A 14,648-nucleotide genomic window follows, 5' to 3' on the forward strand; every position below is an offset into this window, starting at 1 on the left:
GATCACGTCCGTCGTTACGCGCCGTGGGCGACCGCCTCCGCAACGGACGCACCGATCGCCTTTCGTAGCTCTCCGTGTGCAGAGCGCAGCATTGCGCGGTCGGCCGGCACCTCGATCACGCGGACGCCGGGTGCCGGTTCGAGCACACCGGCGAGATCGGCGGGGGCGACGGCGGTGTGCGCGACCCCGATCGCGGCGCACAGCGCCGCCAGGTCGACGGTGTGCGGGGTGCCGAACACCCGCTCGAACGCTCCCGCGTGCTCGGGCGCGCCCTGCTCGAGGAGACCGAAGATGCCGCCGCCCCGGTCGTTCAGCACGACGATGGTGAGGTCGGGGCGGGGCTCGTCCGGGCCGGTCATCAGGCCGGTGACGTCGTGCAGCAGCGTGAGGTCGCCGAGCAGGGCGTAGCCAGGGCCGCCGCCGGCGAGCGCGAACCCCGTCGCGGTCGAGACCGTGCCGTCGATGCCGGCGACGCCGCGGTTGGTCAGCACGGTGATCCCGGAGCGGGGGCGGGCGGCCAGTGCGATGTCGCGCACCGGGTTGGACGAGCCGATGGTCAGCGCCGACCCGGGTGGCAACCCGGCCACGAGCTCCCTGGCCAGCCGCATCCCCGCCGGGGCGAGGCCGATGTCGAGGGCCGCGTCGAGCGTGGACGCGGCGGCGCGGTCGGCGGCCTTCCAGGTCGCGAGCCAGACCGGGTCGGGGATCATCTGCGGGAGCGCACCGACCGCCCGCACGGTGCCCGGCACGTCCGGCCACGGCGCTGCCCCGGCCAGCGCGTACACGGCGACGTCCGGGTCGGCCAGCAGCCGCTGCACCGAGCGGTGCAGGGTCGGCCGGCCGGCGACGACGACCTGCGCCGGGCGCAGGGCCTGGTCGTCGAGCAGCCACGGTCCGGCGCGCAGCGCGTGCGGCCACGCGGCCGAGCCCGGCTCGGCGACCACGGGCAGGCCCGCGTAGGCCGGCGCCGGGTCGCCGGTGCCGGCGAGCACCAGGGTGGGCGCGATCGGGTCCAGCGGCAGCGGGGGCGCGACCTGCGCGGACGGCGGAGCCGACGTCCACGGCTGCCCGGCCGGCCGACCGGCCGGCCACACGTCGTCGTCGGGGACGAGGGGTTCGGTGAACGGGACGTTGAGGTGCACCGGGCCCGCCCACGGACCGGCCGCGGCGGCCAGCACCCGGCACACCTGCGCGCGGACGCGGCGGTCGTCGGTCGCGGCGGTGACCGCGAGGCGCACCGCGCCGCCGAAGATGCCCGTCTGGTCGACGGTCTGGCTGGCCCCGGTGCCGATGAGCTCGGCGGGCCGGTCGGCGGTCAGCGCGATCACCGGCACGCCGGCGTGCGACGCCTCCAGCACCGCGGGGTGCAGGTTGGCCACAGCGGTGCCGGACGTGGTGCACACCGGCACCGGCCGGCCCGACCCGCGGGCCAGCCCCAGCGCGAGGAACCCGGCGCCCCGCTCGTCGATGCGCACGTGCAGGCGCAACCGGCCCGCCGCGTCGGCGGCCTGCAGGGCGAACGCGAGCGGCGCGTTGCGCGAGCCGGGGCACAGCACCGCGTCGGTGACGCCGCCGCGGACCAGCTCGTCGACGACGGCCCTCGCCTGCCGGGTGGACTGCCCGGTCACAGCGCGAACAGCTCGAACGTCGTGGCCAGGGTGGCGCCCGGCAGGCGCGTTGCGGCCTGCTCGGCGACCCGGCGCAGGAACGGCTCCGGCTCGGCCATGTCGCCGCCGAGCGCGGCCAGGTAGGCCCGGTGCGCCTCCAGCGACGCGACGGCCCGGTCGAACACCGGCCCGATGTCGACGGCGTGCGTGCTCTGCGGCGAGCCGGCGACGGCGATCCAGCGCACCCCCGTCCACGGCTCGCCGACCTCGCGGAACAGCCACCGGTTGGCCGCGTCGCGGACGGCGTCGATCGTCGCCGCACCGACAGCGACGTGGTCGGCCTGGTTCAGGAACCCACCCGGCCACGTCTCGCGGTGGTTGCTGGTGACGACGAGCTGCGGGCGGTGCCGGCGGATCGCCGCCGCGATGTCGCGGCGCAGCGGGAGCCCGTAGGTGAGCAGCCCGTCGGGGTGGCCGAGGAACTCCACGCCCGTCTCGGGGTCGACGCCGACCGCGGCTGCCGCCGCTCGCTGCTCGGCCTCGCGCAACGGCCCGCACTCGGCGGGATCGAGCGTGTCGATCCCGGCCTCGCCGCTGGTGGCGAGCACGTAGGTGACGCTGCGGCCCGCCGCCGTCCACGCGGCGACCGCACCGGAGCCGCCGTACTCCAGGTCGTCGGGGTGGGCGACGACGACGAGGGCCCGCTCCCAGTCATCGGGCATCGGCGCGTACGACGGCTCGCTCATGGGCACATCCTGCCCGGACCATGGTCAGGGGCGCGTCTCCGGCCGGGTACCGAGCGCCGCGTCGGCGGCGGAGCGCAAGGTGCACGGCCACACGGACCGGCCCGACTGGCCGCCGTTCACGCAGACGCGGCAATGCCCCGTCCCATCGTCGACGTGGTCGGCGGCCAGTCGTTCGGCCACGCCGGGCAGTACGGCGAGTGCGGCGGCGAGGGGCGTCACCGGGTCGGCCTACGGAGAAGTCTGCGCCACAGTCGCTGCCACCACGGACGTCGACGGCGTCGATCGCGAACCAGCATGAGCTAATGATGCACGATTGACCAATGCATGACAACCTTGCGTCACTGTGCCATGGCATGCCACCCTGTGGTCCATCCGAGATGAGCGAAGGGGACAGCCATGCGGATCACCGGCGTGCTGCGCAGCGACTGCGATGAAAGGCCCGACTGCCACCGGGTCATCGACACCGACGACCCGGACCACGTACTCGCGCAGGGCGACCGGGTCACGGACCAGGATCTCCTCGAGAAACTCCACATCCCGCCGCACGAGACGGTCGTCAAGATCCAACGCAGGTTCGTCGACGGGACCCCTCGCGTCATGCCTCGCGACGAGTGGCACGCGTGGTACTACGCGCACCTCACCCAAGACCACTTCCGGCTGGAAACACTGCCCTACTACGACCCCGACCGGATCAGCTTCGCGGAGTGGCAGCGCGGCGACTACGAGTCGTACCGGCAGCGCGGGTTGTCATGGCGAACGAAGGTCCGCGAGGAGCGGGATGCCGGCCTCCTTCGGCGCCGGGTGCGCATCGTGCGCGGGCCGCTCACCGACTACGAGCGCTTCGAGTGCCAGTGGGGCTACAACACGCTCACCGAGTACGGCGAGGAGATCCGCATCCTCGACCTCACCGTCACACCGTTCCCGCTTGCCCCGATCGGCGATTTCGGGGTGTTCAACGGCACCGAGGTGGTGCGCATGCACTACGACGAGGGCGGCGCCATCCTCGGCGCGTCGGTCGTCGAGCGCGACGTCGAGTTCTTCGTCGCCGTGCGGGACATGCTGTGGCACCTCGCCGAACCGTTCCCGGCCTGGTGGGCGGCCCACCCCGAGCACCACCGGAAGGGCACATACCCTGACTGACATGTCCGACGGCTCCGCCGCGGCCGAGCTGGCCGCCACGCTGCGCAGACTGCGTGGCGACGCCGGCATCACCGGGGCGGAGCTCGGCGCGCGCATCGGCGCCTCGCAGGCGACGATCTCGCGCTTCGAGTCCGGCCGGCTCCGCCCGTCACCGCTGGTGGCCGGGCGGATCGGCCTCGCACTGCGCCTGCCGAGGCCGGCCATGCGGCGACTGATCGAGCTCGCCCGGGATGCCGCGGAGGAGCAGGTCGGCATCGTCACCAAGCGGGTGCTGCTGCAGCAAGGCGTGGCCTCGCTGCAGCGGCGCCTCCGCCATCGTCAACGCAGCGCCACTCATGTCGCCACCTTCTGCGGCACCATCGTGCCTGGCCTGCTCCAGTGCGAGGCGTACGCGCGAGCGCTCATCGCCGATCGCCCGATCTCCGATGGGGAGCGGGAGGACTGGGTGCGGGAGCGGATGGGCCGCCAGCTGCACATGGTGCAACCAGGTCGCTCCGCGACACAGATCATGGCCGAATCGGCTCTGCATTGGGGCGGCACGGGACCCGCGGTGATGGCCGAGCAGTGTGACCACCTCGCGTGGCTCGCCACGAATCGGCCGGAGTGGCACATCGGGGTCATCCCGCGGCGGTTACCAGCGGGCACGTCGCCGTCGTACATCACGAACGACTTCAACATCCACGACAGCTCGACGGTCCTGCTCGGCACCACCGCCGGCAACGCGATCATCACCGATCCGCAGATCGTCGCCGATCACGTCGAGCTGTTCGGGAAGCTGCAGAAGCTGGCGATCTTCGGGGCGGAGGCGGCGGCGCTGTTCACCGAGATCGCCGAGCTCTACCGCGCCGAGATCCCCCGGTAGCCTCAGCCTTGTCATGAGTGTGACCCTCCAGGCCACGGGCCTGTCCGCCGGGCACGGCGCCCGGGTCCTGTTCTCCGGTCTCGATCTCGTCGTGGCGCCGGGTGACGTCGTCGGGCTGGTCGGCGCGAACGGCGCCGGCAAGTCCACGTTGCTGCGCCTGCTGGCCGGCGAGGACGTGCCGGAGGAGGGCAAGGTCACGGTCAGTCCGCCGACGGCGACGGTGGGGCACCTGCCGCAGGAGCCGGAACGGCGGCCCGGCGAGACCGTGGCGGCGTTCCTGGCACGGCGCACCGGTGTGGCCGCCGCGCAGGAGACGATGGACGCCGCCGCCGCCGCGCTCGCCGACGGCGGACCCGACACGTACTCCGAGGCTTTGGAGCGCTGGCTCGCCCTCGGCGGCGCGGACCTCGACGAACGCGTCGGCGCGGTGCTGGCCGAGGTGGGTCTGGCGGTCGATCTCGACACCCCGATGACGGCGCTCTCCGGCGGGCAGGCCGCCCGCGCGGGCCTGGCCGCACTCCTGCTCTCCCGCTACGACGTGCTGCTGCTCGACGAGCCGACCAACGACCTCGACCTGGCCGGGCTGGAGCTGCTGGAGCGGTTCGTGCAGAACCTCCGGTCCCCGGCCGTGGTGGTGAGTCACGACCGGGAGTTCCTCGCCCGCACCGTCACGACGGTCGTGGAGCTCGACCTCGCCCAGCAGCAGATCGGCGTCTACGAGGGCGGCTACGAGGCCTACCTGCACGAACGCGAGGTGGCGCGCCGGCACGCCCGCGAGGCGTACGAGCAGTACGCGGAGCGGCTCGACGACCTCAAGGACCGCGCCCACATGCAGCGCAACTGGGCGACGGTCGGCGTGCGCAACGCCCGTCGCAAGATCAAGGACCCGGACAAGATCGGCAAGAACGCGCGCATCGAGAGCAGCGAGAAGCAGGCCGCGAAGGCCCGCCAGACCGAGCGGATGATCGAGCGGCTGGAGGTGGTCGAGGAGCCGCGCAAGGAGTGGGAGCTGCGGATGTCGATCGCCGCCGCGCCCCGTTCCGGCGCGGTGGTGGCCACGCTCTCGCACGCGGTCGTGCGGCGCGGCTCGTTCACCCTCGGCCCGATCGACGCGCAGGTCGACTGGGCCGACCGGATCGCGATCACCGGCCCGAACGGCTCCGGCAAGTCGACGCTGATCGGCGTGCTGCTGGGCCGCATCCCCGTCGACGAGGGCAGCGCGAGCCTCGGTGCGAGCGTGCGGATCGGGGAGATCGACCAGGCCCGCGGGCTGTTCCTCGGTCCCGACCCGCTGGCCCGCGCGTTCGGGGACGCGGTGCCGGACTGGTCGGAGTCCGACGTGCGGACGCTCCTCGCGAAGTTCGGGCTGACGAAGGAGCACGTGCCCAGGCCGGCCGCGTCGCTCTCACCGGGAGAGCGGACGCGGGCGGCCCTGGCGCTGCTGCAGGCCCGCGAGGTGAACCTGCTGGTGTTGGACGAGCCGACGAACCACCTCGACCTGCCCGCCATCGAGCAGCTGGAACAGGCGCTCGACAGCTTCGGCGGGACGGTCCTGCTGGTGACGCACGACCGCCGCATGCTCGACACGGTCCGCACCACCCGCCGCTGGTCGCTGAGCGGCGGGCAGCTCACCGAGTAGCCCCCGTGCCGGGGCGGTCAGTCGGCGATGGGCGCCTGCGGGGCGATGGCGAAGCGCAGCTCCTGGCCGCCGTCGGGGGCGGGGGCCTGCTGCACGTCGAGCACCTTGTCGTCGAGCACCTGGGCCGCGGCCGGCTCCAGGAACACGCTCACGCCGTCGCCGGCGAGCACGACGTCGTTCTCGGCCGGCTGCCCGGCCAGGGTGAGTTCGAGGCCTTCCTGTGGATCGGGCGCGGCGATGCGCAGGCCGCCGCCCTCGGGGAGCTCCGCGTCGGTGGTCAGGGTCTTGATGGCGTCGGCCGCCAAGTCGGTGATTGCCAACATGGGCGTCCACGCTAGGGCCGAACGGGCGACCTCGCAGCGCGGAGCAGATCGGATCGGGCCGAGATCACCAGCAGCACCGCCGCCGCGAGGGCGAGCACGGCGGCCGTGAGCTGCAGGTATGCGCCGGGCCCGAGGATCAGGTCGGTGCGGATCCCGCTGTCGGGTTGCCGCTCGGCGATGTCGCGGGCGACGGAGCGGAGCCAGTCGATCAACGCGACCCAGGACTGCACCACCACGCCGACGAGCAGCGCTGCGGCGCCCACGCCCACCGAGCGGCCGAGTGCCCGACCGTCGGGCCGGCGGCCGCCGGTGAGCAGCACCACGACGGCGACGAGCAGGACGAGGACGCAGACGACCAGCAGATACCCGTCCAGCGGCTGGTCGAGGCGCAGCTCGTCGTCGGGCGGATCGGCCTGGACGCGCCACGAGTTCGCGATGTACGTGGTCGGCGACGGCGACCCCGACGGGCCGACGTAGTCGTAGGTGTAGAACGACGTCGGCGCGAAGCTGCCGCCGAGCGTCAGCGCCGCGGCGAGCACGAGCAGCAGCACCGCGGCGATGCGCAGCCCGGACCCCGTCCGCGGCGGCGGTACGGCCCCCCACATGCGCGGAACTATCGCACCGCGGCGCTCAGCCGAACGTGTCCGGGTCCGGTCCGAGGCGCAGCTCCCGCTCCAGCGTGGCGATGGTGGCCAGGTCGTCGTCGGCCAGCTCGAAGCCGAACACGTCGATGTTCTCCCGCACCCGCTCCGGGGTCACCGACTTGGGGATGACGACGTTGCCCACCTGCAGGTGCCAGCGCAGCACGACCTGCGCGGTCGTCCGGTCGTACTTCTCGGCGAGCGCGCCGAGCTTGTCGTCCTGCAGCAGCTCGCGGCCCTTGCCGAGCGGGCTCCACGCCTCGGTGGCGATGCCGTGGTCGCGGTGGTAGGCGCGCAGCTCGGTCTGCTGCAGGTAGGGGTGCAGCTCGATCTGGTTCACCGCCGGCACCGTGTCGGTCTCGGCGGCGAGCCGCTGCAGGTGGGCCGGCTGGAAGTTGGAGACGCCGATCGCGCGGGCCTTGCCGTCGGCGAGGATCTGCTCGAAGCCCTGCCACGTCTCGACGTACTTGTCCGCGGCGGGTCGCGGCCAGTGGATCAGGAACAGGTCGACGTGGTCGAACCCGAGCCGTTCCAGGCTCTCGTCCAGCGCGCGGCGGGCCTCGTCGCGGCCGTGGCGGGAGTTGTCGAGCTTCGTGGTGACGAAGACCTCGTCGCGGTCGAGGCCGGACTTGCGGATCGCCTGGCCGACCTCCGTCTCGTTGCCGTAGCCCTGCGCGGTGTCGATGTGCCGGTAGCCGGCCTCCAGCGCGGTGGTGACGGCCGTGACGGTGTCGTCTCCCTGCGGGATCTGGAAGACGCCGAACCCCAGCTGGGGGATCTCGACGTCGTTGTTCAGTCGGACGGTGGGGATGTCAGGCATGTCGAAGGCGTACCCGACGGCCTGTGCGACCTAACGCTGGGCCAACCACGAGCGCAGCGGCACGGGCGGCGGCGCGGTGGAGGCCAGGCGGCGGTGATCAAGGGCAGAATGTTGCTCGGCAAGATCGAACTACGACATTCTGCCCTTGATCACCGGCGAGCCCGGACCGCCGCGTGCCTGCGCAGCGGCCAGTCCCCCCGCACGACGCCGGCCCCGCGTGGAACTGGTCGACAGCGTGATCAAGGGCAAAAGGTCGTCAGTTGATCTCCGCCAACGACACCTTGCCCTTGATCACCGCCGTGCCCGGCCCCCGATCAGCCGGACCAGACGGCCCGCACCGCGTCGAGGACCGCAGCCGCCTGCGCGCGGCCGGCCCGGGCCGCAGGCGCCCGGCGGGCGGGGTCCAGGACGTTGCGTCCGAACGCGGCGAGCGCTTCGGCGTCGGGGCTCACGAGCACCACCCGGGCCTGCGCGCGCAGCCGCGTGACCTGCGCCCCGGCGCCGGTGCCGCGGCCGAACCCGCGCACCATCGGCGCGAGCACCACCACCCGCTCGTACCCGGCGGCGAGGTCGGCGTTGACGGGCGAGCGGACGCCGCCGTCGATCCAGCGGCGGCCGTCGGCCGTGACGGGCGGCCACACCCCGGGCACCGCGCAGCTGGCGGCCACGGCCTGCACGAGCGGCACCCCGGACGTCCGGTCGAATGCGCGGAACTCGCCGGTCACGGCGTCGACGGCGGTGACGCGGAGCTCCCGTTCCGGCCACTCGCGCACGGGCAGCCGATCGGCGATGACGGCGATGCGGTCGGCCTCCGGCACCGTCGGGGTGCGCAGCGCGATGCGGCCCACGCGGGCCCGGAACCGCTGCGGCGCAGGCGAGCCGAGCAGGGCCGGTGCCATCCGCAGCAGCGCACCCGCACCCAGCGCCGCGCCGATCTCGCCGTCCGGCGGCACGAGCTGGGCGGCGTAGCGCTCCTCGGGGTCGAGCGCGTGCGCGACCGAGGCGCCGACGACCGAGCCTGCCGACGTGCCGACGACGAGGTCGGCGTCGCGCAGGTCGACGCCCTCCTCGGCGAGCCCGGCCATGACTCCCCACAGCCACCCGATGCCGGTGAGCCCACCGCCGCCGAGGACGAGCGCGCGTCGCGTCATGCGGTGATCGTGGCAGCCGGCTGCTGCCGGACCGTCCACACCCCGAGCGCCACGACGGCGGCGACGAGCGTCAGCGCGAGACCGCGTTCCATCAGCCCGAGCGGCCACACCTGCCACCACGGTCGACCCAGGACGGGCCCGAGCGGGATGCCGGCGAGGATCGCGGCCATCCAGGCGAGCGTGCCCGCGCCGAGCGCGGCGACCCAGCGCGCCCGCAGCGCACGGCCCATGAGCAGCACGGCCAGCGGGAGCGCCACGAACACCAGCAGGCTCGACCAGCGGTGGATGGTGCCCGAGAGGCTCGGGCCGACCGCCCAGTTCGTCTTCTCGAACGCAACCACCAGCACCAGCCCGAGCACGCCGACGCCGTACAGCAGGACGGCCGGCGACAGCACGCGCACCCGGCCCGTGCGCACCAGCGCCACCAGCACGGCCGCGGCGCCGGCGGCCAGCGCCAGCACCCCGACGTCGAAGAGCCAGCCGTGGTCGCCGAGCGCGTATTCGCTGATCGTGCGGCGGATCGGGTCGACGGTGGAGGCGGCGAGGAGGTGCAGCGCGCCGATCGTCAGCACCGCGACGGCGGCCCCCGCCAGCCCGAGGGCGGCGAGCAGCCGGCCGTCGGCGCGCACGGGGCTCGGCGTCAAGGTGTCCACGGTGGAGGAACGCGATGTGCGGCGGAAGTAGTTCCCGGGGCACATCGACGTCACACACGGTTGGGCCCGTTCACACATGTCCGGACGTGTGTGAACGGGCCCAGCGATGTGTGACGTGCTCAGGCGAGGCCGGCGACCACCTTCTCCGCCGGGCCGAACATGGCGCGCGCGGTCTTGCCGTCGTGGAAGTCGCCGATCGCGGTCATCTCCCACGCGTCGCCGGCCCGGCGCAGCACGCTCATGATCACGCCGGTGCGCGGCTCGGAGTCGGTCAGGTCGAACCGGACGAGCTCGGCGCCGGTGTCCCGGTCGAGCAGCCGGCAGTACGCGCGTGCGACGTCGGTGAACTTCTGCCCGCGGAACGAGTTCACCGTGAACACGACGGCCACGATGTCGGCGGGCAGCCGGCCGAGGTCGACCTCGATGGTCTCGTCGTCGCCCTCGCCGGCGCCGGTGAGGTTGTCACCGGAGTGCTCGACGACGCCGCCGTAGGCGCTCTTGCTCATGAACCAGACGGCGTCGGACTTGCGGCCACGCTGGTCGATCAGGATGGCCGACGCGTCGAGGTCGATGTCGCGGCCGCCGCGCGCCGGGTCCCAGCCCAGCCCCATCGCGACCCGGCGCAGCGCCGGCGCACCGGTCTTGACCAGCGACACCGTCTCCCGCTTCTTCAGCGACACCCGGCCCTTGTCCAGGTTGACCTTGGTCGGCGCGGGCGGCGGGGTCGCGGCCTGCGGCGCCGGCTCGTCGTCGACGGTGATGCCGAAGTCGGTCGCGATGCCGGCGAGCCCGTTCGCGTAGCCCTGACCGACGGCCCTGACCTTCCACTGCGCGTCGCGGCGGTAGATCTCCACGCAGAGCAGCGCGGTCTCGGCGCCGAGCCCGTCCGGCGTGAACGCCACGGTCGGGACGCCCCCGACGGCGACGTCCAGCCGCAACCCGCCGAGCTGCCCGAACGTGGCCGGCCCGCGCCCGTCCAGGCTCGCCGTGACGACGACCTTCGCGATCGCCGGCTCCACCCCCGCCGGGTCGACGTCGACGCCGTCGGGCCGATAGCGCACGCCCGCTGCCTGCGGCTGGTTGTAGAAGACGAAGTCGTCGTCGCTGCGGACCTTGCCGCCGTCCGTGACGAGCAACGCCGAGATGTCGACGGGCGCCGCCGCCACCACGGTCACGGCGACAGGGCCGGCAGGGAGGGTCGCGTTCGCCCCTTTGGGTAACGTCTGCACGGTTTCGATCCTGCCAGTCAGGCGGGCTCGCGCCGCGCCAGCGCGAGCGCGCCCGCGCCGATCGCCAGCCCGAGCATCGAGAGCCCGCCGACCGGCCAGTAGATGTGCGCCTGCAGGAACGGCACGGCGGCGGCCACGAAGACGACCGCGCCCGGCACCGCCGCGCGCCCGTCGCGGCGGACGAGCGCGATGCCCGTCGCGATCGCGGCGACGAGGAACGCGTGCACGCCGTAGGTCGCCAGGTCGTTGCCCATGTTCAGCAGGTCGCGCACCGCCGGCACGGGCCCGCCCGCCCGGTCGGTGACGTAGCCGGCGCCGATCCCGGCGAGCACGTCCAGCCCCGTGTAGAAGACCGCGTAGACGTACGCGGCGATCCGCGCGATCCAGGAGACCCAGCCCCGCTCGCCGCGCAGCAGCAGCACGATCACGCCGCCGAGCAGCGGGAACACCGGCAGCAACCAGATGTGCAGCTGCCACCACGTCGGCGCCGTCGCCACCGTCAGGTCGGTGGGATGGAACAGTCCGGCGATCGCGAGCACGATCCCGGGCGTCGCGGCCAGCGCCGCCGTCGACCACCGCATGGAAATAAACATAGGGTGATCAGGTGGCCGAGCAGCAGGTGTCCGAGACGTTCGATCCCAAGGCGTGGGAGCCCGTCCCGGGCTTCGCCTTCACCGACATCACCTACCACCGCGCCGTCGACGTCGGCGCGGTGCGGATCGCGTTCCACCGGCCCGAGGTGCGCAACGCGTTCCGGCCGCACACCGTCGACGAGCTCTACACGGCGCTCGACCACGCCCGGCAGACCTCCGACGTGGGCTGCGTGCTGCTCACCGGCAACGGCCCGTCGCCGAAGGACGGCGGATGGGCGTTCTGCTCCGGCGGCGACCAGCGGATCCGCGGCCGCACGGGCTACCAGTACGCGTCCGGCGAGACCGCCGACACCGTCGATCCCGGCCGGGCCGGCCGCCTGCACATCCTGGAGTGCCAGCGGCTCATCCGGTTCATGCCGAAGGTCGTCATCGCCGTCGTCAACGGGTGGGCGGCCGGGGGCGGGCACTCCCTGCACGCCGTGGCCGACCTGACGCTCGCCAGCGCCGAGCACGCCCGCTTCAAGCAGACCGACTCCGACGTGGGCTCGTTCGACGGCGGGTACGGCTCGGCGTACCTGGCCAAGCAGGTCGGGCAGAAGTTCGCCCGCGAGATCTTCTTCCTGGGCCGCACCTACACCGCCGAGCAGATGCACGCGATGGGCGCGGTGAACGCTGTGATCCCGCACGCCGACCTCGAAGCCGAGGCGCTGCAGTGGGCCCGCGAGATCAACGGCAAGTCGCCGCAGGCCCAGCGCATGCTCAAGTACGCGTTCAACCTGACCGACGACGGGCTCGTCGGCCAGCAGCTGTTCGCCGGTGAGGCGACGCGGATGGCCTACATGACCGACGAGGCAGTGGAAGGCCGGGACGCGTTCCTGGAGAAGCGCGCCCCCGACTGGTCGGGGCACCCGTGGCACTACTAGCCGGGCAGATCACCGCGGGCGGGCGCCACCAGCAGGCCCTGCTCGACCTGCCGGCATCGGTGCCCGAGCTGATGGCGGCCGTGCAGGGGTTGCTGATCCATCGCGACCTCACCGGGATGTACGACGTGCCGCGCACCGAACGGCACGACGTCACCAGCAACCTGCGGACCGTCGAGGAGATCCTCGACCACCTGCTGGCCGACGGCCGTCCGATCACGCAGGCGCGTCCGCCGGCCGAGCGGGTGGCCGGGACGTGCCGCGACTTCACCGTGCTCACCGTCGCCGCGCTGCGCGCGCACGGCGTGCCGGCCCGTGCGCGCTGCGGCTTCGGGGCCTACTTCCCGAGCGACGCCATGGAGGACCACTGGGTCGCCGAGTACTGGGACGGCCGATGGGTGCTCGCCGACGCCCAGCTCGACGACCGCCAGCGCGCCGCGTGGAGCATCGGCTTCGACACCGCCGACGTGCCGCGCGACCAGTTCGTCGTCGCCGGGCAGGCGTGGCGGCGGTGCCGGTCCGGCGCGGACGACCCGGGCCGCTACGGGCTCAGCCCCCTCGGCGAGTTCGGCGACTGGTGGATCGCAGCCAACCTGGTCCGCGACGTCGCCGCGCTCGCCGAGCGCGAGCTGCTCCCCTGGGACGTCTGGGGCGTGATGCCCGAGCCCAACGAAGAGATCACCCCGGACCTCGTCGCCCTCTTCGACGAGCTCGCCGCGCTGACGGCCGACCCCGACTCGGCCGACGCGGCCCGCGCCGTCCACGACCGCGACGAGCGCATCCGCGTGCCGGCGACCGTGCTGAACATGGAGCGCGGCGGGCGGGAGGAGACCCTCCCGTGAACGGTCAGTGCGGCCGGTTGACCTCGGCGCGCCACGCGACCAGCAGCCGCACGAGCGGGTCGGTCACGGCCGGCGGCACCCGATCCCGGCGCACCAGCTCGATCAGCTCGTCGTCAGCGCGGAGGGCGGCGACGTTCAGCGGGTCCCGACGGGTCGCCGCGCACGGACGCAGGCGGGCCGCCGCCCCACCGCCGCGTCGTCCGTCCACAGAGGCCATGTCTCATGGTCCCCGAACTGCGACGATTCCAAACGCAGGCGGTCGGGTGGTGTCGAACGATGGCATGATCACCGATCGTCACGGGGTCCTCCGATCAGGTGGCCCTACGTGACGCCGGCGCGTTGGGTACCGCTCGACGGGTCACCCGCCGCGATCGAGTCGTTCACCCGGGCGCTCGAAGGGGCACTGAACGGCGGCACGCCGGTCCTGCCGGCCACCACCGATTCGGGCCCGCTCGGCGACGCCGGCGGGGCCGCGCTCGTCATCGCCACGTCCGGTTCGACGGGGCGGCCGCGGCACGTCCTGCTGTCCGCAGCGGCGCTGCGGGCCTCGGCGCAGGCGACGGCGGCCCGGCTCGGCGGCCCCGGCCGCTGGCTGCTCGCGCTGCCCGCCGAGCACGTCGCCGGCGCCCAGGTGATCGTCCGTTCGCTGCTCGCGGGCCACCCGCCGGCCGTGCTGGACCTGCGGCCGGGGTTCCGGCCGGACGCGTTCGCCGCCGCGGTCGCGCAGCTGCCGGCCGGACGGCGGTACACGAGCCTCGTCCCGACCCAGCTCGCCCGCATCCTCGACGACGGGGGTGCCGGCCTCGACGCGCTGCGCAGCTTCGACGCCGTCCTGATCGGTGGCGCCGCGCTGCCGGCGCCGCTGCGCGCCCAGGCCGGCGCCGCCGGCGTCCGCGTCGTCACGACGTACGGGATGAGCGAGACGGCGGGCGGCTGCGTCTACGACGGCACACCGCTCGACGGCGTCACCGTCGAGCTGGAGGGCGGGCGGATCGTCCTCGGCGGGCCGACGCTCGCCGACGGCTACCTCGGCCTGCCTGAGGAGACGGCGACGGTGTTCCGCGACGGCCGGTTCCGCACCAGCGACCTCGGCCGCATGGTCGACGGGCGGCTCGAGGTGCTCGGGCGGCTCGACGACGTGATCGTCACGGGCGGGGAGAAGGTCGCGCCCGCGGCGGTCGAGGCGGTGCTGACGGCGCAGCCGGGGATCCGCGCGGCCTGCGTCGTCGGCGTGCCGGACGCGGAGTGGGGCCAGGTCGTCGCGGCCGCGCTGGTGGTCGCGCCCGGGGCCGATCCCGCCGCAGCGGTCGCTGCAGTGCAGGCATCGCTGGGCCGCGCCGGCGTACCCCGGCGGGTGCGGACGGTCGCCGGGATTCCGCAGCGTGGCATCGGCAAACCCGATCGGGCGGCCGTCGCCGCGCTCTTCCACCCCAGCAGGTGACCAGCGGATACACACCATGGGCTTGCTCACCCTGCGTTGAT

The 14,648-nt window shown here is 73.7% G+C and carries 17 protein-coding genes; 6 read left to right on the forward strand and 11 right to left on the reverse strand.

Going from position 1 to position 14,648, the window contains the following annotated elements; genetic code table 11:
* Positions 1–14: 14 nt before the first annotated feature.
* From menD to ACQEVB_RS03620, 3 genes are read right to left on the reverse strand one after another with little or no spacing between them, the layout of a single operon-like run.
* The gene (gene menD, locus ACQEVB_RS03610; protein ID WP_432964904.1) at positions 15–1,628 is read right to left on the reverse strand and encodes a 2-succinyl-5-enolpyruvyl-6-hydroxy-3-cyclohexene-1-carboxylic-acid synthase; all 1,614 of its coding nucleotides are present in this window, start codon (positions 1,626–1,628) and stop codon (positions 15–17) included.
* A complete protein-coding gene (locus ACQEVB_RS03615; protein WP_432964907.1) occupies positions 1,625–2,353 on the reverse strand; it encodes a PIG-L deacetylase family protein in 729 nt (242 codons plus the stop codon). Before ACQEVB_RS03615 ends, menD begins: the two co-directional genes overlap by 4 nt.
* A 24-nt stretch (positions 2,354–2,377) precedes the next feature.
* Positions 2,378–2,572, reverse strand: a complete 195-nt coding sequence (locus ACQEVB_RS03620; protein WP_432964910.1) for a hypothetical protein — start codon at positions 2,570–2,572, stop codon at positions 2,378–2,380.
* A gap of 177 nt (positions 2,573–2,749) precedes the next feature.
* On the opposite strand from ACQEVB_RS03620, the gene ACQEVB_RS03625 reads away from it, so the two are divergent.
* From ACQEVB_RS03625 to ACQEVB_RS03635, 3 genes are read left to right on the forward strand one after another with little or no spacing between them, the layout of a single operon-like run.
* A complete protein-coding gene (locus ACQEVB_RS03625; protein ID WP_432964913.1) occupies positions 2,750–3,493 on the forward strand; it encodes a DUF6879 family protein in 744 nt (247 codons plus the stop codon).
* A 1-nt stretch (position 3,494) separates the two neighbouring features.
* Positions 3,495–4,355 carry a helix-turn-helix domain-containing protein gene (locus tag ACQEVB_RS03630; protein ID WP_432964916.1) on the forward strand — a complete coding sequence of 287 codons (861 nt, stop codon included), beginning with the start codon at positions 3,495–3,497 and terminating at the stop codon, positions 4,353–4,355.
* Between the two features lie 13 nt (positions 4,356–4,368).
* A complete protein-coding gene (locus ACQEVB_RS03635) occupies positions 4,369–5,994 on the forward strand; it encodes an ABC-F family ATP-binding cassette domain-containing protein (protein ID WP_432964919.1) in 1,626 nt (541 codons plus the stop codon).
* 17 nt (positions 5,995–6,011) lie between these two features.
* Here ACQEVB_RS03635 and ACQEVB_RS03640 read toward each other — a convergent pair whose 3' ends face one another.
* The 7 genes from ACQEVB_RS03640 to ACQEVB_RS03670 form a co-directional block, all read right to left on the reverse strand.
* Positions 6,012–6,317 (reverse strand): adhesin, encoded by a 306-nt coding sequence (locus ACQEVB_RS03640; protein WP_432964922.1) that lies wholly within the window; start codon positions 6,315–6,317, stop codon positions 6,012–6,014.
* Between the two features lie 11 nt (positions 6,318–6,328).
* Positions 6,329–6,922 (reverse strand): hypothetical protein, encoded by a 594-nt coding sequence (locus ACQEVB_RS03645; RefSeq protein ID WP_432964925.1) that lies wholly within the window; start codon positions 6,920–6,922, stop codon positions 6,329–6,331.
* A gap of 25 nt (positions 6,923–6,947) precedes the next feature.
* On the reverse strand, positions 6,948–7,778 hold the full coding sequence (locus tag ACQEVB_RS03650; protein ID WP_432964928.1) for an aldo/keto reductase: 831 nt from the start codon (positions 7,776–7,778) through the stop codon (positions 6,948–6,950).
* A gap of 314 nt (positions 7,779–8,092) precedes the next feature.
* Positions 8,093–8,929: a patatin-like phospholipase family protein gene (locus tag ACQEVB_RS03655; protein WP_432964931.1), complete on the reverse strand. Its 837-nt coding sequence runs from the start codon at positions 8,927–8,929 to the stop codon at positions 8,093–8,095.
* Complete coding sequence (locus ACQEVB_RS03660; protein ID WP_432964934.1) at positions 8,926–9,573, reverse strand: DUF998 domain-containing protein; 648 nt, start codon at positions 9,571–9,573, stop codon at positions 8,926–8,928. Before ACQEVB_RS03660 ends, ACQEVB_RS03655 begins: the two co-directional genes overlap by 4 nt.
* A 128-nt stretch (positions 9,574–9,701) precedes the next feature.
* The gene (locus ACQEVB_RS03665) at positions 9,702–10,757 is read right to left on the reverse strand and encodes a TerD family protein (RefSeq protein WP_432964937.1); all 1,056 of its coding nucleotides are present in this window, start codon (positions 10,755–10,757) and stop codon (positions 9,702–9,704) included.
* 71 nt (positions 10,758–10,828) lie between these two features.
* A complete protein-coding gene (locus ACQEVB_RS03670; protein WP_432964940.1) occupies positions 10,829–11,392 on the reverse strand; it encodes a hypothetical protein in 564 nt (187 codons plus the stop codon).
* 23 nt (positions 11,393–11,415) lie between these two features.
* On the opposite strand from ACQEVB_RS03670, the gene ACQEVB_RS03675 reads away from it, so the two are divergent.
* Together ACQEVB_RS03675 and ACQEVB_RS03680 are read left to right on the forward strand one after the other, a co-directional pair.
* Entirely contained in the window at positions 11,416–12,327 is a 912-nt protein-coding gene (locus ACQEVB_RS03675; protein ID WP_432964942.1) for a 1,4-dihydroxy-2-naphthoyl-CoA synthase, read from the forward strand.
* Complete coding sequence (locus ACQEVB_RS03680) at positions 12,315–13,166, forward strand: transglutaminase-like domain-containing protein (RefSeq protein ID WP_432964944.1); 852 nt, start codon at positions 12,315–12,317, stop codon at positions 13,164–13,166. Before ACQEVB_RS03675 ends, ACQEVB_RS03680 begins: the two co-directional genes overlap by 13 nt.
* A 4-nt stretch (positions 13,167–13,170) precedes the next feature.
* On the opposite strand, the gene ACQEVB_RS03685 is transcribed toward ACQEVB_RS03680, so the two are convergent.
* Positions 13,171–13,383 (reverse strand): hypothetical protein, encoded by a 213-nt coding sequence (locus tag ACQEVB_RS03685; protein WP_432964946.1) that lies wholly within the window; start codon positions 13,381–13,383, stop codon positions 13,171–13,173.
* Between the two features lie 108 nt (positions 13,384–13,491).
* On the opposite strand from ACQEVB_RS03685, the gene menE reads away from it, so the two are divergent.
* Positions 13,492–14,607, forward strand: coding sequence for an o-succinylbenzoate--CoA ligase (gene menE, locus ACQEVB_RS03690; protein WP_432964948.1), 1,116 nt, complete (start codon positions 13,492–13,494; stop codon positions 14,605–14,607).
* Positions 14,608–14,648: the final 41 nt, after the last annotated feature.

The sequence above is a fragment of the Pseudonocardia sp. CA-107938 genome (assembly GCF_050936315.1).
GTDB lineage: Bacteria > Actinomycetota > Actinomycetes > Mycobacteriales > Pseudonocardiaceae > Pseudonocardia.